Raw genomic sequence first — 19,105 nt, 5'->3', positions numbered from 1 at the left:
GCCGCTCGACTTCGATCCGGCGAAAGTCCTGCTCGTCGTCGATAGCCAGACACTGACGCGCGAGTTGATCGAAGTCTCGGGCGAGTTTGCGCTCAGCATTCCGTGTCGCAGGATCGCCGACAAGGTGGTCGCCGCCTGGGCGGACCCGGCACTGTTTTCAGGCGGGCGCTGGCTCTTCCCCGACACGGATTCGCGGACGATTCATTACCAGGCCGGCGGCTCATTTTTCGTAACGGGCGACAGTTTCGAGTGCTGATGGGTGGGTAGGAGCGCCCCCCCCCCAGGGGACTTCCTGCGGGGCGTAGCTTGCTGCGCGATGACGACCTTTCTGCCGAAGAGGCCGCCTTTTCGCCCAGTGGAACTGCGCTCCTATCAGGTGGCTGGCGATGCGTATAGGGTTTTGTAGGAGCGCAGATTTTCTGCGCGATTGGCGTTCGATTCCGACTACAGCATCTACGAAAGCCGGACGGTTAAGCGAGTTCGGCCAGTAACGAACCGATCATCCGCTCCGCCTGCGCCTGATAGCCGCCACCAAAGAGATTCATGTGGTTGAGCACATGGTAGAGCTGGTAGAGCGTCCGGCGCGGCTCGAAGCCGCTCGCCAGCGGCCTGGCTTCCCGGTACGCCGCGAGCATGCTCGCTGGGAAGCCGCCGAACAGCTGCATCATCGCGAGGTCGCTTTCCCGATCACCGTAATGGATGGCGGGGTCGAATAGCGCGAGCCGGCCGGTGTCGTCAAGCGCGGCATTCCCTGACCAGAGGTCGCCGTGCAACAGGCTTGCTTTCGGCGCGCAGTCGGAAAACAGGGCGGGCAGATGCTCCATCAGGCGTTCGCCGTTGGCGATCAACCGTCCGCGGATTCCCTTTTCTCGTGCCAATTCAAGCTGTGGCTTCAGTCGCCGGTTGGCGAAGAAGGTCGGCCAGTCATCGGATTCCCCGTTGCGTTGCGGCGTGCTGCCGATGAAGTTGTCGCGGTGCCAGCCAAAATGTCTGCCTTCGGTTCCGTGCAGGTCGGCGAGCGCCGAGCCCGCAGCGCAGCCCGCGTCACCGTCGCGCAGGGGGCGGAGTTCCACGTACTCGAGAAGCAGGTAGGCATCCGGCCCACACACGCCGCGCGCAAGTACGCGCGGCACGTGAATGCTGTTGCAGGCGCCGAGCGCTTCGAGCCCGTCGCTTTCCGCCGCGAACATCTCGTCGTGCTCGGCGGCGTTCAGCTTGAGGAAGTAGCGCGCATCCGCCGTCTGCAAGCAAAAGGTCCGGGAGATCGAGCCGCCGCCCACTTCGATGATCTGCGCGATCTGTGCGGGCGAACCCGTGACGCCGGCGATGGCCTCGATCAGCGCTGCTTCCAGCGCCGGGTCGAGGGCAGGCCGTCGGGGCTGCATCGCCCGCTACGGCTTCAGCAGTTCGATCAGCTGGCTCTGCGCGCAGCGTGGCTTGGTGCGCGAGCTGCGGCGCGGGTGGTAGTGGCCGTTGGCGTCCATATCCCACGCCTGGACGTTGTCGGTCAGGTAAACGCGCAGGCCCTCGGCGATGACACGGCGCTTGAGCTTCTTGTCGACAATCGGGAAGGCGAGTTCGATGCGGCGGAAGAAGTTGCGCTCCATCCAGTCGGCGCTGGAAAGATAGACCTTCTCCTCGCCGCCGGCGTAGAAGTAGAAGACGCGGTGGTGTTCGAGCAGCCGCCCGACGATCGAACGCACGCGGATGTTCTCCGACTTGCCCTTGATCCCCGGGCGCAGCGCGCAAACGCCGCGCACGATGAGGTCGATCCTGACGCCGGCCTGCGACGCTTCATATAGCGCGGCGATGACCGCCGGTTCGAGCAGCGAATTCATCTTGGCGATGATGCGTGCGCGTTTCCCGCTACGCGCGGCGGCGGCTTCTTCCCGAATCGCGGCGACGACGTTCTGGTGCAGCGAGAACGGCGCCTGCCACAAATGCTTGAGCGCTTGTGCGCGCCCGAGGCCGGTCAGTTGCTTGAACACCTCGTTGACGTCGGCGCCGACTTCGACGTCGCACGTCAGCAAACCAAAGTCGGAGTAGAGGCGGGCGGTCTTCGGATGGTAGTTGCCGGTGCCGAGATGGACGTAGCGGCGCAGCAGGCTGCCCGACTTGCCTTCTTCGCGACGGACGATCATCAGCATCTTGGCGTGCGTCTTGTAGCCGACGACGCCATAGACCACGTGCGCGCCGACTTCCTCAAGCTTGGTTGCCCAGCCGATGTTCGCTTCCTCGTCGAAGCGCGCCATCAGTTCGACGACGACGGTGACTTCCTTGCCGTTCTGCGCGGCACGCAACAGCGACTGCATGAGCACCGAGTCGGTCCCGGTGCGGTACACGGTCATCTTGATCGCGACGACACGCGCGTCGGTCGCCGCCTGCTCGATCAGCTCGATGACCGGCGAGAAGCTCTGGTACGGGTGGTGCAGCAGGATGTCGCCGGCGCGGATCGCGTCGAAGACGTTGTGGCCTTTCTGCAGGGATTTAGGAACACCCGGTGCGAAGGGCGGGAATTTCAGGTCGTCGCGCAGGACCCAGTCCGGTACCTGCATCATCCGCACCAGATTCACCGGGCCGGCCACGCGGTAGAGGTCGCTCGGGTTGAGGTTGAACTGCGAGAGCAGGAACTCGGCCATCGTATGCGAGCAGTTGTCCGCGACTTCGAGGCGCACGCCGTCGCCGAAGTGGCGCTGCGGCAGCTCGCCCTGGATCTTGGTGCGCAGGTTCTTGACTTCTTCCTCGTCGACGAAGAGATCGCTGTTGCGCGTGACGCGGAACTGGTAGCAGCCCAATACGTTCATGCCGGCGAACAGTTCGCCGACGAAGGCGTGCAGCACCGACGAGAAGAAGACGAAGGCGTATTCGCAGTCGCACAGTTCGGACGGCAGGCGAATGATGCGCGGCAGCACTCGCGGCGCCTGCACGATGGCGGCGCCGGAGCTGCGGCCGAAGGCATCCTTGCCTTCAAGCTCGACGGCAAAATTCAGGCTCTTGTTGAGCACGCGCGGGAAGGGGTGCGAGGGATCGAGCCCGATCGGCGTGAGCACCGGCATCACCTCGCGGAAGAAGTAGTCGCGGATCCAGGCGAGCTGCGCTTCCGTCCACTCGCTGCGCCGGATGAAGCTGATGCCCTCGGCCGCCAGCCCGGGCAGGATGTCCTGGTTGAGCAGCGCGTACTGCTCCTCGACGATGGCGTGCGCTTCGTCGCTGACCTGCCGGTAGGCTGCGCGCGCGGTCAGGCCGTCCGGCGTCACCGCGACGGAGTTGAGCTTGACCTGTTCCTTGAGTCCGGCGACGCGGATCTCGAAGAACTCGTCGAGGTTGCTGCTGACGATGCAGAGAAAGCGCAAGCGTTCGAGCAACGGCGTCTTGTGGTTCTTGGCCTGTGCGAGAACACGACGATTGAAGGCGAGGATCCCCAGCTCGCGGTTCAGGAAGTTCTCGGTGGGGAAGTGGGAGGGGTCAGTGGTCGTGATGTCGGGCGGCGGTGTCATGGGCGAATTGGATCGGCAATGAATGCGAGGTGGAAGTGGACCGGCGTGTTCGCGGAAAGTGCCATTGTCCCGCCGTTTGGGCGTTTCGGGTAGCAAAACACCGCGGCGAGGGGCGTTCGGCGGCGGTGATAGAATGGCGCGATCAAAAATAACCGGATTTCAGAGAGCATGAACCATGGGTTATGAGCAGATCGCGGCGGTGGATCTCGGGTCAAACAGTTTTCGCTTGCAGATCGGGCGCGTGGTCGGGGATCAGGTCTATCCGCTCGATACCCTCAAGGAACCCGTCCGGCTCGCTTCCGGGCTGAGCCGGGAGAAGTGGCTCGACGATGCGTCACAGGTGCGCGCGCTTGAAGCGCTGCAGCGCTTCGCCGAACGCCTGCGCGGCTTTCAGCCGGAAGCCGTACGCGCCGTGGCGACCAACACGCTGCGCATCGCCAAAAACGCGCCGACCTTCCTGCCGCAGGCCGAGGCCGCGCTGGGTTTTCCGATCGAAGTCATCGCCGGGCGCGAAGAAGCACGCCTGATCTACGTCGGTGCAGCACACGATCTACCGCCTGCGCGGCACAAGCGTCTCGTCGTCGATATCGGTGGCGGCTCGACCGAATTCATCATTGGCAAGAAGCTCGATCCCGTGCTGCTCGAATCGCTGTTCATGGGCTGCGTCAGTTACTCGCTGCGCTTTTTCACTGATGGCAAGGTCGACAAGAAGCGTTTTCAGGAAGCCGAGATCGCGGCGGCGCGGGAGATCGAAACCATTGCCCGTGAGTATCGGCGCACCGGCTGGATCGAGGCCGTTGCGACCTCCGGCACCGCGCGGGCGATTGCCGATCTGCTCGAATGCAACGGACTCAATCCGGATGGGCAGAGCGGCATTTCGCGCGAGGGTCTGGCCAGGCTGCGGGCACTGATTGTCCGCGCCGGTTCGGCCAGCGCGTTGAAAGTCGCCGGCTTGCGCCTGGATCGCGTGCCGGTTCTGCCCGGCGGCATCGCCATCATGTCGGCCGTGTTCGACGAGTTGGGTGTCGACCACCTGACGTACTCTGAAGGTGCGCTGCGCCTGGGCGTGCTCTACGACCTGCTCGGGCGCTTTCATCACCACGACATGCGCGACACCACGGTGCAGCAGTTCATGCATCGTTATCAGGTCGACGCGAAACAGGCCGAGCGCGTCGAGCGGACGGCGTTTGAATTGCTCGGCCAGTTGATCCGCATCGACTGGCCGGAGAACGAGCGCGATGTCAATTTCCTGCGCTGGGCGGCGCTCCTGCACGAGATCGGCATTTCGATCGCGCATAGCGGTTTTCACCGGCACGGCGCCTACATCGTGCGCTACGCCGACATGCCGGGTTTCTCGAAGATGGATCAGGAGCGGCTGGCGACGCTTTTGCTCGGGCAGCGCGGCAAGCTGGAAAAGCTGTCGGAGCCATCGGTGACCGACCCGATCTGGCGCCTGGTCTTCTGCCTGCGACTCTCGTCCTTGCTTCACCGCTCGCGTGACGACGAGGGTTTGCCGGTGTTTTTCGTCCGGCAGTCGGGCTCTGGATTTCAGGTCGAGCTTCCGGCCGACTGGCTTGCGGGCAACCCGCTCAGCGCAGCGGCGCTCGCCGAGGAATCCTTGCTCTGGCAGCGCGCCGGCTCGGTGCTCAAGATCAAACGCCGCAGCACGTCGTACAGTCTGGAGTAGCGCGTATGGCCAGCGCCGCGATTGAAACGGGCGAGCGGGACGGCGTTACCCGGGTTTCGCTCAGTGGTGACTGGACGCTGGCGTCACTGCCAACGCCGATCGCCGGTCTTGAAGCGCGGCTCGCCGATCTGGCCGTCGGCAATCCGGCCTGGAATCTCGTTGGAATTGAACGCATCGACAGCGTCGGCGCCATCCTGCTCTGGCGCGCCTGGGGGCGCCGCTGGCCGCAATCGCTTGAACTCTCGCCGCAGCAACGGCGCGTCATCGAGCGCGTCGCCGCGCTGCCTGCCACGGCCACCGTTGCCATGCCTCGGACCTACGACGCATGGATCGTAGGCGTCGGCCGGCTCGTGCTGAAAGCGGTCAAGAACTTGCGCGACATCGTCACCTTGATCGGCCAGATGGTTCTCGATGTCCTGTATCTGTTGCGCAACCCGCAGGAATTCCCGCTGCGCGAGTTTTCCGCAACGCTGTACAAGAGCGGCGCCCAGGCCTTGCCGGTAACCGCATTGGTCGGTTTCCTGATCGGCATCGTGCTGTCGTACCTGTCGTCGCTTCAGCTCAAGACCTTCGGCGCAGACATTTTCATCGTCAACCTGATCGGTATCAGCGTCATCCGCGAACTGGGGCCGGTGATCGTCGCCGTGCTCGTCGCCGGGCGTTCCGGGTCGGCGATGACGGCGCAGATCGGCGTCATGCGTGTGACCGAGGAAATCGACGCGCTGGCGACGATGGGCGTCTCGCGCAGTATTCGGCTGGTGCTGCCCAAGGTGGCAGCACTGTCGCTGGCGATGCCCTTGCTCGTCATCTGGTGTTCGGCGGCCGGTATCGTCGGCGGCATGGTGTCGGCCAACCTGGAGATGGGGCTGGCCTACGGCTACTTCATCGAGACGCTGCCGCGGGCCGTTCCTGTCGCCAATCTGTGGATCGCCATCGGCAAGGGTTTCTTCTTCGGCATGCTGATCGCGCTCATCGCCTGCCATTTCGGGCTGAAGGTCCGCCCGAACACGGAAAGCCTGTCGTCGAGGACGACGAGTTCGGTCGTCACAGCGATTACCGTCGTCATCATCGTCGACGCCGTGTTCGCGATCCTGACGCGCAGTATCGGGATGCCCGCCGTATGAGCGCGCCTGTCATCGAAGTGCGCGGCGTGCACACCCGCTTCGGCGACACGGTCGTGCATCGCGGTATCGACCTCGACGTCAACGCCGGCGAGATCCTCGGCATGGTCGGCGGATCGGGCAGCGGCAAGACGACGCTGCTGCGCGAAATCGTCGGACTTCTCGTCCCGACCAAGGGCACCGTCCGCCTGTTCGGGCATCCGGTGCTCGATCCCGATCCGGCCATCCGCCGCTCGGTGCGCCGTCGCTTCGGCATGCTCTTCCAGCAAGGCGCGCTGTTTTCGGCGTTTTCGGTCTTCGACAACATCGCGTTTCCGCTGCGCGAGCTGCGGATTCTCGACGAAGCGATGATTCGCGATCTGGTCATGTTGAAACTGAGTCTCGTCGAGCTTGAGCCGCGACACGCGCGCCTGATGCCCGCCGAACTGTCCGGCGGCATGATCAAGCGCGTGGCGCTGGCGCGCGCGCTGTCGCTCGAACCCGAGCTGCTCGTACTCGACGAGCCGACCGCCGGGCTCGATCCGGATCTGGCGGACAACTTCGTCCAGCTCATTCGCATGCTGCAACAGGAACTCGGCTTCACCGTCGTCATGGTGACGCACGATCTGGAAACGCTGGGCGGGCTGGCGACGCGCGTCGCGGTGCTGGCCGCGCAGCGTATCATCGCCTGCGGAACGCCGGCCGAGGTGCTGGCGGTCGATCACCCGTTCATCCACAGCTTTTTCTGTTCCGATCACGCGAAGGCGGTCATGCAAAAGAGGTCGTCGTAGTCATGGAGAATCGTTCACACGCCTTTTTCGCCGGCTTGTTCACGCTGCTGCTCGGCTTGTCGGCTGTTGCCTCGCTGTGGTGGTTCGGCGGCAAGCAGGAACCGACCGACGAGTATGTGGTGGTGACGACGTCCAACGTCACCGGCCTCAATGGGCAGGCGCAGGTGCGCTATCGCGGGATACGCGTCGGCAAGGTGCTGTCGATCGAGCTTGATCCGGAGAATCCGGCCAACACGCTCATCCACATCAGCGTCACCAAGGGCACGCCGGTGACCAAGGCGACCATCGCCAAGCTCGGCTACCAGGGCGTGACCGGCATCGCGCACGTGCTGCTCGAAGCGTCGGGCAAGGACTTCTCGCCGCTGGAGGCGGGTGACGGCCTGCCCAGAATCCGGATGCAGGATTCGCTGATCCAGGAATTGACCGACGTGGGCGGCGACGTCATGCGCAATGCACGCGACTTCCTGCAGAACGCCAACGAGGTGTTGAGTCCGGAGAACCGCCGGGCGATTGCCGGAACGCTGGCCAATCTCGAAGCGACGACCGGCAACGTGCGCGAGGCGACCGCACAGTTGCAGCAGGTGTTGACGCCGGAGAACGTGCGTCTCTTGAAGTCGACGCTGGTCCGCGCCGAGCAGACGGCAGGCCAGGCCGGGCCGTTCTTCGCCGAGGCGCGCGGCCTGGTGTCGCGCCTGCAATCGGTGAGCGATCGCCTCGATGTGGCGCTCGGCGATTCGGCGACCGGTGGCGCCGGCGCGCTGCTGCCGCGCTTGAACGAACTGAGCGCCGAGCTCTCGGGCAACTCGCGGCAACTCAACCGCGTCCTGCAGATGCTCGAAGAATCGCCGCAAAGCCTGATTTTCGGACAGCCAAAGGCGGCGCCCGGCCCGGGTGAACCGGGTTTTGCCGCGCCGGCGGCCAAGGGAGAAAAACCATGAGAACGCGTGCCGAAGTCCGGCGTCTATGTCCTCTGCTGCTCGCCGCGTCGTTGCTCGGCGGCTGTGCGATCAGCCCGGGCAACGGACGATCGCCGGCCGTCTACGACTTTGGCCTTCCGTCCGCGCGCAACGGCGGCGAGGGTGAATGGCCGCGGATCGCACTGGAAGTGGTGGCGCCGCCCTGGTTCGATGCACTGAATGTCGATTACCGTCTGGCCTACGACGACCCGCTGAAACAACGCGAATACTCGGGTAGCCGCTGGGCCGGTGCGCCCGGTGTGCTGCTGGCGCAAAGATTGCGGCAGCGACTCGGCATGGCGACTTCGAGCGGCAACGCCGCGGCCAGTTGCCTGTTGCGCTTCGAATTGCAGGAGTTTTCGCAGGTGTTCGATGCGCCGACACAAAGTCGCGGCGTGCTGCAGGGCACCGCCAGCCTGATCGACGCGCGCAAGCAGCGCATCGCCGGCAGGGACTTCCTGATCGAGCAACCCGCTGCAAGCCAGGACGCGCGTGGCGGCGTCGATGCGCTGGTGGCAGCGGGATCGACGCTCTCGTCGCAATTGGCGGACTGGCTCGGGGCGTTGGAAAAGAGCAAGGCGATGGTGCCGTGTCAGCTGACTGCGCCAGCAACGGCGGCGACCAGGAAGTAGCCTCCGGGCGGCCTTGCGGAACTCGTTTCTCAAGATGAAAGACGAGGCGTTCGCCTCGGGAATAGGGCGGTCAGAGTCTGTGAAAAAACTTGAAACCCACCACAGAGGCACGGAGGCGCAGAGGAGACGCGGAGAAAAGCCACCGCTTCCAAAGGCTCTCTCTGCGAAAACTCTGCGTCTCTGCGTCTCTGTGGTGGGTGTTTCAGCATTTATTCACAACCTCTCAGATCGTTCGTGAGGATTGCAGCGTGAAAGCAAGGCGTCGATTGCGGCAGATTCCCTCGCTGGTGCCGATACTCTCGGTACTGCGCCATTACCCGATGCATTGGCTGGGCAAGGATGCGATTGCCGGCCTGACCGCCTGCATCGTGATGATTCCGTCCGTGCTGGCGTATGCCGAACTCGTCCATCTGCCGCCGATCACCGGCATCTACGCCGCGATCATGGCCTGCGTCGGCTACGCCGTGTTCTCGAGTTCACGCCACGTCATCGCCGGGCCGGACGCGGCGATCGGCCTGCTCGCCGGCTCGGCCATCCTGCCGCTGGCCGGCAACGATCCGGCACGCATCGCAATCCTGGCGGCCGAACTGGCCGTGTTTTCCGGCCTCATCCTGCTCGCCGCTTCGCAGCTCAAGCTGGGTACCATCGCCGATCTGCTCTCGCGTCCGGTCCTCGTCGGCTATCTGAACGGCGCTTCGCTCGTCCTGATCGCGACGCAGCTTGGCAAGATCTTCGGGATCAAGACCGAGGGCGAAGAGTTCTTCACGCTCGTTGTCACCGTGATTGAACGGCTGCCGGAGGTGAATTGGCCGACCTTTGGCTTGAGCGTCTTTCTCCTCTGTCTGCTTGTCGCGCTCGCGCGCTGGCTGCCGCGCGTGCCGGCGGCTTTGCTGGTTTCGGCGGTCGCGATCGCTTGCGTCTCTCTGTTCGACCTTGGCCAAGAGGGCGTTTCGCTCGTCGGTACGGTCGAACCGGGCTTGCCGTCGATCGAGCTCTTCAAACCGCGCTGGAGCGACGTCGCGGCGCTGGCGCCCGCCGCCGTGGCGATCGCCTTCCTGGCGTTCTCGGACGGAATCCTCCTGGCGCAGACCTTTGCCGAAAAGAATAACTACGACGTCGAAGCCAACCAGGAATTGCTGGCGCTCGGCGTCGCCAACGTGATGGCGTCGGCGGCGCAAGGCTTCCCCGTGTCGGCGAGTCAATCGCGCAGCTCCGTCGTCGACGCGTTGGGTGCCAAGTCGCAGGTCGCGCAACTCGTGGCCGCCGGCGGCCTGGTCCTCTTTCTGCTGTTTCTCACGCCGCTGCTCGCGCTGATGCCCAAGGCCGCACTCGGCGCGATCCTGATCGTTACCGCCTTCGGCATGCTCGAAACCGCGTCCCTGCGCATGTTGCTGAAGATCGACCGCAGTGAGTTCGCGATCGCCGTCGGCGTTACCTTGGTCATCCTGTTGACCGGCGTCGTGCCGGGGATCATCGCCGGCCTCCTGCTCTCGCTGATCGACGTGCTGTATGAGATTTCGCGGCCTCGCGACGCCATGCTGCGGCGCCTGCCGAGCGACGGGAAGTTCCACGACTGCCTCGATCCGGACGAAGGCGAGACGGTGCCAGGACTGATCGTCTACCGGCTCTACGCACCGCTGATCTTCGCCAACGCGCGCTATGTCATGGCGCGGATTCGCGAGCTGGTCGACCAGTCGGTCGGGCTCGAATGCCTGGTCATCGACGCGCAAGCAATTTCGGACCTCGACGTGACCGCGGCACAACGCTTCACCGAGCTGTACCAGGAGCTGACCGAACTTGGCGTCGAACTCAAGATTGCGGATTCTCCCCGTCCGTTCCGCGAGCAACTGATCAAGGTCGGGCTGTCGGCAAAGGTCGGCAGCGAGCACTTCTACGTTTCGGTCAAGAAGGCGGTCGAGTCCTTTGAACGGCGCAAGGCGCTGGATGCCGGTGAAATTTCGGGCACGGCGTCGTCGAGTACAATCGACGTTTACTGACAGGAGCACGAACGGGTGACCGTTCTGGATGGATCATGGCAACAACAAAGGCAACGACTTCGACTGGCATCAAGGCAAAATCACCGGCCGAAACACCGGGCAAAAAGCTGGTGCCGGCTGCGCCCGAACGCGCCAACGTTGCGAAGAAGCGAAAGCGCCTCGCGAAGGCCTTTCCCCGGCCGCTCGACAAGGAACTCAGGAAGCAACAGACGGTGCGCGAGAAGTTCGCGATACCGGCGTTTGAGTACGAACAGCTGCTCGATCTGAAAGCCCGCCTCAACGACCGGGGAACGCCGGTGAAGAAGAGCGAACTCGTTCGCGCCGGGTTGATGCTGCTCACCGCCCTTGATGACGACGAATTGAGTGCGGTATTGGTCAGGGTTACTGCTGGCGGCCTGTAAAGGTTGACGCCTGCCGCTCGCTACGGGCGGCGCGGGAACTTCGCCGGCTTGTACTTCTTGAAAACGGTGCGCGCGTCCTGCTGCGCGCGTTCCAGTGTGCACATCGACGGGTCGTCGTCGTGCGGACAGAAGAACTCGTCGTCCTGCGCGCGCATGACGATGCCGATGGCGACGTCGTCGTCCAGCGTGTAGATCTCGGTCAGCAGGGTGGCGATTTCGTCGAGGTACTCTTCGTAGGTCATGGCAGTCTCAGGCTTTCGCGGATTGCTGGAGGTGCAGGCGATGCACCTTGTCGTAGGCGGCGAGCAGCCGGTGGTGCATGTCGCAGCCGTCGAACTCGAGGCCGGGCATGGCGATGCCGAAGAAACGCTCGCGGCGCGCCAGCAGGTCTTCGGCGCGTTGCAGCGCGCCGTTGCCGTAAAGGCCGGCGAGCGCGGCGCGATAGGGTTCGTAATCGCCCGAGTCGCATAGCTTCAAAAGGCTCTCGATGCAGCCGTACACCCGGCGGCGTCCGGCGTCGATCTGGCCGAAGTGGCGTATCCAGTCACAGCCCTCGTGCGCTGCTTCCTCGTTGCCGGTGGCCAGCGCGAGCAAGGTTTTCAGTTCGCCGATGCGCAGGTCTTCCCAGAACGAGCCGGCGTCGGGAGCGAGCCCGATCAACGCAGCGACCGGGCGTTCGTCGGCCAGCGACGATTCGTTCAGCGTATCGAGCAGCGCTTCGCATTCATCGTCGTCGAGGTCGGGCAGGTAAAGAATCGCCTCGCGGATGTCGTTGCCGAAGCTGTTGTTCTCGTACTCGAGGTCGTCGATCGGGTAGATCTCCGACATGCCGGGCACGATCATGCGGCAGGCGTAGATGCCAAGGTGCGTGTAGTCGGCGACGTAGATGTCGTAGCCTTCCTTCTGGATCATCTCGACCAGCCATTCGTAGTCTTCCGTCGTCGTCGAACTGAAGTTCCAGTCGCAGAAGTCGTAGTCGGGCGCGTCGCCGAGGAAGTTCCAGCTGATGATGCCGCTCGAATCGACGAAGTGAATCTCGATGTTCGGCGTGCTGGCGATCTCGTCGAGATCGAAACCGGGTTCGGGGAAGCCGTCCAGCGCATCGAGCGCACGGCCCTGCAACAGTTCGGTCAGCGCGCGTTCGAGCGCAACCTCGAAGCGCGGGTGTGCGCCGAAGCTGGCGTAGCAGCCCTGATCCTTAGGGTTGAGCAGAGTGACGGCCATCAACGGGTATTGCCCGCCGAGCGAGGCATCCTTGACCAGGATGCCGTAACCCGCATCGCGCAGTTCGCGCACGCCGTTGGCGATGCGCGGATAGCGCGCGATGATCTCATCCGGCACGTCCGGCAGGCAGAGTCCCTCGCTGATGATGCGGAATTTGATGTGGCGCTCGACGATTTCCGAGAGCGCCTGTGCGCGCGCCTCGGCGAGTGTGTTGCCCGCCGACATGCCGTTGCTCACGTACAGGTTCCCGATCACGTTGATCGGGAACCAGACGGTGCGCTCGTCGTCGAGGCGGGTGAAGGGCAGGGCGCAGATGCCGCGTTCGACGTTGCCCGAGTTGTGGTCGACGAGCACTTCGGCCGTGATGTTGCCGTCCGGGTTGTAGAGCGCGTGCAGCTCCGGCGTCAGCAGCTCTTCCGGCCAGTTGTCATCCTCGTCGGGCAGGAACCAGCGCTCTTGCGGGTAGTGCGTGAAGCGCTGCGCGGCGTACTTGCGCCCGAGAAAGTAGTGCGTCCAGAAATAGTTGCATGCCAGACGCTCGAAGAACTCGCCCAAGGCGCTGGCGTGCGCGGCGAGCTTCGAACCGCCCTTGCCGTTGGTGAACAGCAGCGGGCAGTCGCGGTCGCTGACGTGAACGGACCAGATGCCATCGACCGGGTTGAGCCACGAGCGCTCGACGACGTGAAAGCCGATCTCGGCGAGCCGGTGCTGCATGCGGTCGATCGTCGATTCGAGCGAGGCGTCCTTGCCTGCGATGTAATGTTCTATGGTCATGGAGTGGTCCGCGGTAAAGTCCTGGCGTGAAGGTTCGATATATCAATCAGGAGCGGTTCTATATCAGTATCGGGAGCGCGTGGCAAGCAAGGATGCGGTAGATTCTGCCGCAGTCCGCTGTCGAGTCGCACGTGAATTGACTGATCGCGAAACAAAGGGAGTTTCATGCTTGCCGGATTCTTCGCCGAACTGAAGTCACAGCTGATCGAGGCCGCACGGCTCATCCGGACGCGCGAGTTCTGGATCTACTTTGCCGTCGTGCTGCTCTTCTGCCTCCTGGCATTCGCCGGCGTGCGCATGGCCATTGGTTTCGATCCGCTGACGCGCGGCTGGCTCGGCATCAATTTCTCCTGCCGTACCGGCGAAGGGCAACTCGCGACGATCATCGTCGGCTCGTTCGCCTTTGGTCTCGCCTGTCTCTTCACCCTTGGCGAAGTCGTCAACTGGGTTGAGGAAACGCGCATGGCGCGCTCGCCGGGCCGCCACATGTACCCGATCGGTTACTGGCGGCCGTTGCTGCACGTCGTCGGAACGATCGCCATCGGCGTCGGCGGCTTCTTGCTGATGCGTGCTTGGTGTACGTAGTGCACCGCTCAGACAAGGGAAGAAATGGCGTGATGCAGATCCGGTCCGAGGATGCATGAAGTTGTCACCCTCGATCCATTGATCCCGCAAGAAGATGTCTCAACTACCGCTCGGGCTGAACCTGTCGAAGCCCGTTCAGATTGGCAGAAATCGCAATGACGCTGACGTTCGGCGACTACAGAATCATCCCCGCGCCGACCGTGTTGTTGCTCGACTCGTCGATGACGATGAAGGCGCCGGTGCCGCGGTTGCTCGTGTAGGGATCGGGGAAGATCGGCTGCGCGAGCTTGAAGCTGACCTTGGCGATGTCGTTCATGGTGAGCTTGTCGGCCGCGACGTGCTCCATGGTGTTCACATCGGTGCGGTATTCGATGCCGGCGAGCATGGCCTTGCTGTCGCGCGTGGTATGGCGGATCAAGTACTTGCGGCGCGGGTCGAGCGGGGTTTCGGAGAGCCAGCAGAGCATGGCGTCGAACTGCTTCACGACGTTCGGTTCCTCGCCGGTCTTGACGATCATGTCGCCGCGCGAGATGTCGATTTCGTCTTCGAGCAGGATGGCGATCGACTGTTCGGCGTACGCGGTCGGCAGCGTCTGGCCGAGCACCTGGAGGTCCTTGACGCGCGTCTCACGGCCGGATGGCAGGATGGTGACGGCGTCGCCGACGCTGATGCAGCCCGATTCGACGCGGCCCATGAAGCCGCGGTAGTCGTGCAGTTCGGGATTGGCCGAGTCCTGCGGGCGGCAAACGTATTGCACGGGGAAGCGGAACGGCTCCTCGTGCTCGACGTGCGAGGCGGTGGCCGTCTCGAGCAGGTCGATCAGCGTCGGGCCGGTGTACCAGTCGAGCCGGTCGCCGCGCTCGACGACCATGTCGCCGTTGAGCGCCGACATCGGGATGAAGCGCACGTCACTGATGCCGAGCTTCGCAGCGAAGTCGAGGTAGTCGGCCATGATCTGGTTGAACACGTCCTGCGAATAGTCGACGAGGTCCATCTTGTTGATGGCGACGACGAGGTGCGGGATGTTCACCAGGTGCGTGAGGTAGGAGTGGCGGCGCGTCTGCGTCAGCACGCCCTTGCGCGCGTCGATCAGGATGATGGCGAGGTCGGCGGTCGAGGCGGCGGTGACCATGTTGCGCGTGTACTGCTCGTGCCCCGGCGCGTCGGCGATGATGTACTTGCGCGTGCCGGTGGTGAAGTAGCGGTAGGCGACATCGATGGTGATGCCCTGTTCGCGCTCGGCCTGCAGGCCGTCGGTGAGCAGCGAGAGGTCCATCGCCTCCATGCCGCGCTTCTTCGACGTGCGCTCGATGGCGTGCAGCGTGTCGGCGAGAATCGCCTTGGTGTCGTAGAGCAGGCGGCCGATCAGTGTGCTCTTGCCGTCGTCCACGCTACCGCAGGTGAGGAAGCGGAGCAGGCCGTTGTCCTTGATCTCGGGCTGGATGTTTTCAATGGCGGACATTAGAAGTAACCCTCTTTCTTGCGTTGTTCCATCGACGCTTCCGACGTCTGGTCGTCGAGGCGCGTGGCGCCGCGTTCGGTGATGGTGGTGGTCGCCGTCTCGGCGATGATCTTGGTGATGGTGTCGGCGTCCGATTCGACCGGCGCCGTGCAGGTGATGTCGCCGACCGTGCGGAAGCGCACTTGCAGGAGTTCCACCTTGTCGTCCGGCTTGGCCGGGGTGATGTCGGTCACCGGCAAGAGGCCGCCGGCCTTGCGCACGACCGGGCGGGTGTGCGCGTAGTAGATCGACGGCAGTTCGAGATTTTCGCGCTCGATGTATTGCCAGACGTCGAACTCGGTCCAGTTCGAGATCGGGAAGACACGGATATTTTCGCCCTTGAAGCTGCGCGCGTTGTACAGATCCCACAGTTCCGGACGCTGATTCTTCGGGTCCCACTGGCCGAACTCGTCGCGGAACGAGAAGATGCGCTCCTTGGCGCGGGCCTTTTCCTCGTCGCGCCGGGCACCGCCGATGCAGGCGTCGAAGCCAAATTCCTCGATCGCTTCGAGCAGCGTGACGGACTGGTGCTTGTTGCGCGACTCGTCGGCGGACTTCAGCACGACCGTGCCGCGCTTCATCGAGTCTTCCACCGAGCGCACGATCAGCCGCTCGCCGAGTTCGGCGGAGCGCTTGTCGCGGTAGTCGGTCACTTCCTTGTAGTTGTGGCCGGTGTCGATGTGCATCAGCGGGAAGGGGAACTTGCCCGGACGGAACGCCTTCTCGGCGATGCGCAGCATGCAGATCGAGTCCTTGCCGCCGGAGAACAGCAGCACCGGGTTGGCGCACTGGCCGGCCACCTCGCGCATGATGTGGATGGCCTCGGATTCCAGCCAGTCGAGGTGGGAGAGCGTTTGTTTTGTCATAGTTGTCATTGTTGGACTTTCAAAAAAGCAACGCTTTCAACGCAGAGTACGCAGAGACGCAGAGATCGTAAAGTAAAACCATTTCTTTGTAGTTCTTCTCTGCGCCCTTTGCGCCTCTGCGCACTCTGCGTTGAAAGAGGTTCAAGCATTCTTAACATGTAATCCGCATTCTTTCGATTCCGGATTCTCCCACCACCAGCGCCCTGAGCGGATGTCCTCGCCCGGCGTGATGGCTCGCGTGCACGGGGCGCAGCCGATGCTCGGGTAGAACTTGTCGTGCAGGGCGTTGTACGGCACCTGGTGCAGCTTGATGTAGGCCCAGACTTCCTTTTCCGTCCAGTCGGTCAGCGGGTTGAACTTCTCCAGCCCGTTGCCTTCGTCGAACGTCTGCAGCGGCAGCGCGTCGCGCGTTGCCGACTGCTGCGCGCGCATGCCGGTGATCCAGGCCTTCTTGCCGTCCAGCGCGCGGCGCAGCGGCTCGACCTTGCGCGCGAAGCAGCAGCCCTTGCGCAACTCGACCGACTCGTAGAAGGCGTTGATGCCGTGCTCGCGCGTGTAGGTTTCGACGAGATCGTGGCGCGGGTAGTACAGCTTGAGCTGGAAGCCGTAACGAACGCGCGTTTCGGCCATCAGGTCGTAGGTCTCGGTCGGCAGGCGCCCGGTGTCGAGCGAGAAGATTTCGATCGGCGCCTGGATGGCGTCGATCAGGTCGGTCAGGACCATGTCTTCGGCGCCGAGGCTGTTGGCGAAGGCAGCGGGGGCAAACTCGTCGGCGATGCGCGCGAGCAGCGCCTTGGCGGCTTCGGCCTTGGTGGCGACCGAGTCGAGCAGCGCCTGGTCGTTCAGATTGACTTGGATTGCCATCATTTCTCCTCAGGCAGCGCGGCGCCGGAACAGGGGTTGCGGCTGATCGACGGCCGCCTGGTAGGTTTCGCTGAAGGTGCTCAGCCCGGCGAGCGCGGCCTCGATGTCCTTGTCGGCGCGCACGGCGTAGGCGTCGATGCCGCAGCGTCGCATGAAGAACAACTGGTCGTGCAGCACGTCGCCGATGGCGCGAATTTCGCCGCCATAGCCGTAACGTTCGCGCAGCAGGCGGGCGGTCGAGTAGCCGCGTCCGTCGGCGAACCTGGGGAAGTTCACGCCGATGACGGCAAGACTTTCGAGATCGCCGGCGAGCACTTCCGGGCCTTCGTTGCTGTCGAGCCAGACGCCGGCCGTGGCGTTGCGGGCGAGCAGTTCGTCCTTGCGCGCCTGCCAGACGGCGAGCGGGAACAGCGTCGGCGTCGCCGGCAGCGCCACCGTTTCGGCGCTTTCGCCTTCGCCGAGTTTGAACACTTGCCAGGCGTCGTCGACGACGCGGCCATTCTTGATGATCTTAGGCATGGACGGCTTCCTCCACGTTGGCGGCCGCGGTCTTGCGCCGGTCGCGGCCGGCGTAGGCGCGCGCCTTGAACGGCTCTGTTCCCAAGCGTTCGACGGTGTCAATAAAGCGTTCGCTTGGCGCGCGCTGCTCGACATAGACGTTGATCAGCGCTTCGATCACCTGCGGCACTTCCTCGGCGTAGAACGACGGCCCGATCACCTTGCCGATCGTCGTGCCGTTGCCCTGCTTGCCGCCGACCGTGATCTGGTACCACTCCTCGTTGTTCTTGTCGACGCCGAGGATGCCGATGTTGGCGACGTGGTGGTGCCCGCAGGAGTTCATGCAGCCGGAAATGTTCACCGAGATGTCGCCGATGTCGAACACGTAGTCGAGGTCGTCGAACTTCTGGTTGATCGCCTCGGCGATCGGCACCGAGCGCGCGTTGGCCAGCGAGCAGAGGTCGCCGCCCGGGCAGCAGATCATGTCGGTCAGCAGGCCGACGTTCGGCGTCGCCAGTTTGTGCGCACGCGCGGCTTGCCACAGTTCGTAGAGGTCGCGCTGGCGGATGTCGGTGAGCACGACGTTCTGCTCGTGCGCGACGCGCAGCTCGCCGAAGCTGAAGCGATCGGCAAGGTCGGCGACAGCCTCCATCTGCACGTCCGAAATATCGCCCGGCGCGACGCCCGGTGCCTTGAGTGAGAGCGTCACTGCGGCGTAACCGGCAACCTTGTGCGCATGCACCGAGCGGCGCACCCAGGCGGCGAAGGCCTTGTCGCTGGCGAGCGCGCCGAGATAGGCCGCATCGTTCGCGGGCAGCGTCTCGTAGGCCGGCGGCGCGAAGTGCGCGGCGACGCGGTTGAACTCCTTGTCGGTCAGCGTCGTCGGGCCGTCCTTGATACAAGACCATTCTTCCTCGACCTGGCGGGCGAACTCTTCGACGCCAAGCGCGTTGACGAGAATCTTGATGCGCGCCTTGTACAGGTTGTCGCGCCGCCCGTAGCGGTTGTAGACGCGGAGCAGGGCGTCGAGGTATGAGAGCATGTGCTTGCGCGGCAGGAACTCGCGCACGACCTTGCCGAGAATCGGCGTACGGCCCAGGCCGCCGCCGGCAAAGACGCGGACACCGGGTTCGCCATCGTCGCCGCGCACGATCTCGAGGCCGACGTCGTGCGCGCGGATGACGGCGCGGTCCTCGGCCGCCGCATTGACGGCGATCTTGAACTTGCGCGGCAGGAAGGCGAATTCCGGGTGGAAGGTCGACCACTGGCGCAGCACCTCGCACCACGGGCGCGGATCGGTCAGCTCGTCCGGCGCGATGCCCGCGAACTCGTCGGTCGTGATGTTACGGATGCAGTTGCCCGAGGTCTGGACGGCGTGCATTTCGACCGTCGCCAGCTCGCCGAGAATCTCCGGCGTTTCCTCGAACTTCGGCCAGTTGAACTGCATGTTCTGGCGCGTCGTGAAGTGGCCGACCTTGCGGTCGTAGCGGCGCGAGATGTCGGCGAGCTTGCGCAGCTGTGCCGAGGAAAGCTGGCCGTAGGGAATGGCGATACGCAGCATCGGGCCGTGGCGCTGGATATAGAGGCCGTTCTGCAGACGCAGCGGGCGCAGCTCGTCGTCGGAGAGCGTACCGGCGCGATTGCGCGCGATCTGGTCGCGGTACTGCGCGACGCGCTCGTCGATGAGTTGCTGGTCTATGGTGTCGTAGCGATACATGGGTATTCCTTTGTG

At 63.9% G+C, this 19,105-nt stretch carries 17 protein-coding genes and 1 pseudogene; 9 read left to right on the top strand and 9 right to left on the bottom strand.

The genetic code is table 11. The features are described 5' to 3' along the window. Positions 1-256: pseudogene (locus KBA32_RS08030) on the top strand (hypothetical protein); the annotation flags it as partial. Between the two features lie 214 nt (positions 257-470). Here KBA32_RS08030 and KBA32_RS08025 read toward each other — a convergent pair. Beyond that, positions 471-1,385: a fructosamine kinase family protein gene (locus tag KBA32_RS08025; protein WP_294357282.1), complete on the bottom strand. Its 915-nt coding sequence runs from the start codon at positions 1,383-1,385 to the stop codon at positions 471-473. A 6-nt stretch (positions 1,386-1,391) separates the two neighbouring features. Further along, the gene (ppk1, locus tag KBA32_RS08020; RefSeq protein WP_294357280.1) at positions 1,392-3,497 is read right to left on the bottom strand and encodes a polyphosphate kinase 1; all 2,106 of its coding nucleotides are present in this window, start codon (positions 3,495-3,497) and stop codon (positions 1,392-1,394) included. A gap of 175 nt (positions 3,498-3,672) precedes the next feature. On the opposite strand from ppk1, the gene ppx reads away from it, so the two are divergent. The 7 genes from ppx (at position 3,673) to KBA32_RS07985 (ending at position 11,061) form a co-directional block, all read left to right on the top strand. Beyond that, complete coding sequence (gene ppx, locus KBA32_RS08015; protein ID WP_294357278.1) at positions 3,673-5,184, top strand: exopolyphosphatase; 1,512 nt, start codon at positions 3,673-3,675, stop codon at positions 5,182-5,184. 5 nt (positions 5,185-5,189) lie between these two features. Continuing rightward, positions 5,190-6,308 (top strand): ABC transporter permease, encoded by a 1,119-nt coding sequence (locus KBA32_RS08010; protein ID WP_294357276.1) that lies wholly within the window; start codon positions 5,190-5,192, stop codon positions 6,306-6,308. Further along, positions 6,305-7,075: an ABC transporter ATP-binding protein gene (locus KBA32_RS08005; protein WP_294357275.1), complete on the top strand. Its 771-nt coding sequence runs from the start codon at positions 6,305-6,307 to the stop codon at positions 7,073-7,075. The genes KBA32_RS08010 and KBA32_RS08005 overlap by 4 nt, the downstream gene beginning before the upstream one ends. 2 nt (positions 7,076-7,077) lie before the next feature. Beyond that, positions 7,078-8,013 carry an MlaD family protein gene (locus KBA32_RS08000; protein ID WP_294357274.1) on the top strand — a complete coding sequence of 312 codons (936 nt, stop codon included), beginning with the start codon at positions 7,078-7,080 and terminating at the stop codon, positions 8,011-8,013. Further along, positions 8,010-8,663 carry an ABC-type transport auxiliary lipoprotein family protein gene (locus KBA32_RS07995; protein ID WP_294357272.1) on the top strand — a complete coding sequence of 218 codons (654 nt, stop codon included), beginning with the start codon at positions 8,010-8,012 and terminating at the stop codon, positions 8,661-8,663. Before KBA32_RS08000 ends, KBA32_RS07995 begins: the two co-directional genes overlap by 4 nt. Positions 8,664-8,911: 248 nt before the next feature. Then, positions 8,912-10,660 (top strand): SulP family inorganic anion transporter, encoded by a 1,749-nt coding sequence (locus KBA32_RS07990; RefSeq protein ID WP_294357270.1) that lies wholly within the window; start codon positions 8,912-8,914, stop codon positions 10,658-10,660. Positions 10,661-10,695: 35 nt separating this feature from the next. Further along, positions 10,696-11,061: a hypothetical protein gene (locus tag KBA32_RS07985; protein ID WP_294357268.1), complete on the top strand. Its 366-nt coding sequence runs from the start codon at positions 10,696-10,698 to the stop codon at positions 11,059-11,061. 20 nt (positions 11,062-11,081) lie between these two features. Here the strand turns inward: KBA32_RS07985 and KBA32_RS07980 are convergent, their stop codons facing one another. Both KBA32_RS07980 and ycaO read right to left on the bottom strand, forming a co-directional pair. Next, complete coding sequence (locus KBA32_RS07980) at positions 11,082-11,303, bottom strand: hypothetical protein (RefSeq protein ID WP_294357267.1); 222 nt, start codon at positions 11,301-11,303, stop codon at positions 11,082-11,084. A gap of 7 nt (positions 11,304-11,310) precedes the next feature. Beyond that, positions 11,311-13,059 carry a 30S ribosomal protein S12 methylthiotransferase accessory factor YcaO gene (ycaO, locus tag KBA32_RS07975; protein WP_294357265.1) on the bottom strand — a complete coding sequence of 583 codons (1,749 nt, stop codon included), beginning with the start codon at positions 13,057-13,059 and terminating at the stop codon, positions 11,311-11,313. 165 nt (positions 13,060-13,224) lie between these two features. Between ycaO and KBA32_RS07970 the strand changes: the two genes are divergently transcribed. Continuing rightward, positions 13,225-13,644 (top strand): hypothetical protein, encoded by a 420-nt coding sequence (locus KBA32_RS07970; protein WP_294357263.1) that lies wholly within the window; start codon positions 13,225-13,227, stop codon positions 13,642-13,644. A 175-nt stretch (positions 13,645-13,819) separates the two neighbouring features. Here the strand turns inward: KBA32_RS07970 and cysN are convergent, their stop codons facing one another. From cysN to KBA32_RS07945, 5 genes are all read right to left on the bottom strand, one after another. Next, a complete protein-coding gene (cysN, locus tag KBA32_RS07965; RefSeq protein ID WP_294357261.1) occupies positions 13,820-15,106 on the bottom strand; it encodes a sulfate adenylyltransferase subunit CysN in 1,287 nt (428 codons plus the stop codon). Beyond that, the gene (gene cysD, locus KBA32_RS07960; protein WP_294357259.1) at positions 15,106-16,020 is read right to left on the bottom strand and encodes a sulfate adenylyltransferase subunit CysD; all 915 of its coding nucleotides are present in this window, start codon (positions 16,018-16,020) and stop codon (positions 15,106-15,108) included. The genes cysN and cysD overlap by 1 nt, the downstream gene beginning before the upstream one ends. Before the next feature lie 132 nt (positions 16,021-16,152). After that, positions 16,153-16,875, bottom strand: coding sequence for a phosphoadenylyl-sulfate reductase (locus KBA32_RS07955; RefSeq protein WP_294357258.1), 723 nt, complete (start codon positions 16,873-16,875; stop codon positions 16,153-16,155). A 9-nt stretch (positions 16,876-16,884) separates the two neighbouring features. Beyond that, positions 16,885-17,394, bottom strand: a complete 510-nt coding sequence (locus KBA32_RS07950; protein ID WP_294357255.1) for a DUF934 domain-containing protein — start codon at positions 17,392-17,394, stop codon at positions 16,885-16,887. Beyond that, positions 17,387-19,090 carry a nitrite/sulfite reductase gene (locus KBA32_RS07945; RefSeq protein ID WP_294357252.1) on the bottom strand — a complete coding sequence of 568 codons (1,704 nt, stop codon included), beginning with the start codon at positions 19,088-19,090 and terminating at the stop codon, positions 17,387-17,389. The genes KBA32_RS07950 and KBA32_RS07945 overlap by 8 nt, the downstream gene beginning before the upstream one ends. Positions 19,091-19,105: the final 15 nt, after the last annotated feature.

The organism is Propionivibrio sp. (assembly GCF_017995515.1).
Classification (GTDB): domain Bacteria; phylum Pseudomonadota; class Gammaproteobacteria; order Burkholderiales; family Rhodocyclaceae; genus Propionivibrio.
Note: the sequence above shows the minus strand (reverse complement) of the source record. Positions and strands in the feature narration are given on the sequence as shown.

Coding starts and splice junctions, on each gene's coding strand:
- KBA32_RS07985 (WP_294357268.1), top strand. CDS start 10,696: ATGGCAACAACAAAGGCAACGACTTCGACTGGCATCAAGGCAAAATCA.
- cysN (WP_294357261.1), bottom strand. CDS start 15,106: ATGTCCGCCATTGAAAACATCCAGCCCGAGATCAAGGACAACGGCCTG.
- cysD (WP_294357259.1), bottom strand. CDS start 16,020: ATGACAACTATGACAAAACAAACGCTCTCCCACCTCGACTGGCTGGAA.
- KBA32_RS08010 (WP_294357276.1), top strand. CDS start 5,190: ATGGCCAGCGCCGCGATTGAAACGGGCGAGCGGGACGGCGTTACCCGG.
- KBA32_RS08005 (WP_294357275.1), top strand. CDS start 6,305: ATGAGCGCGCCTGTCATCGAAGTGCGCGGCGTGCACACCCGCTTCGGC.
- ppk1 (WP_294357280.1), bottom strand. CDS start 3,497: ATGACACCGCCGCCCGACATCACGACCACTGACCCCTCCCACTTCCCC.
- KBA32_RS07955 (WP_294357258.1), bottom strand. CDS start 16,875: ATGGCAATCCAAGTCAATCTGAACGACCAGGCGCTGCTCGACTCGGTC.
- KBA32_RS07950 (WP_294357255.1), bottom strand. CDS start 17,394: ATGCCTAAGATCATCAAGAATGGCCGCGTCGTCGACGACGCCTGGCAA.
- KBA32_RS07980 (WP_294357267.1), bottom strand. CDS start 11,303: ATGACCTACGAAGAGTACCTCGACGAAATCGCCACCCTGCTGACCGAG.
- KBA32_RS07945 (WP_294357252.1), bottom strand. CDS start 19,090: ATGTATCGCTACGACACCATAGACCAGCAACTCATCGACGAGCGCGTC.
- KBA32_RS08025 (WP_294357282.1), bottom strand. CDS start 1,385: ATGCAGCCCCGACGGCCTGCCCTCGACCCGGCGCTGGAAGCAGCGCTG.
- ycaO (WP_294357265.1), bottom strand. CDS start 13,059: ATGACCATAGAACATTACATCGCAGGCAAGGACGCCTCGCTCGAATCG.
- KBA32_RS08000 (WP_294357274.1), top strand. CDS start 7,078: ATGGAGAATCGTTCACACGCCTTTTTCGCCGGCTTGTTCACGCTGCTG.
- ppx (WP_294357278.1), top strand. CDS start 3,673: ATGGGTTATGAGCAGATCGCGGCGGTGGATCTCGGGTCAAACAGTTTT.
- KBA32_RS07970 (WP_294357263.1), top strand. CDS start 13,225: ATGCTTGCCGGATTCTTCGCCGAACTGAAGTCACAGCTGATCGAGGCC.
- KBA32_RS07995 (WP_294357272.1), top strand. CDS start 8,010: ATGAGAACGCGTGCCGAAGTCCGGCGTCTATGTCCTCTGCTGCTCGCC.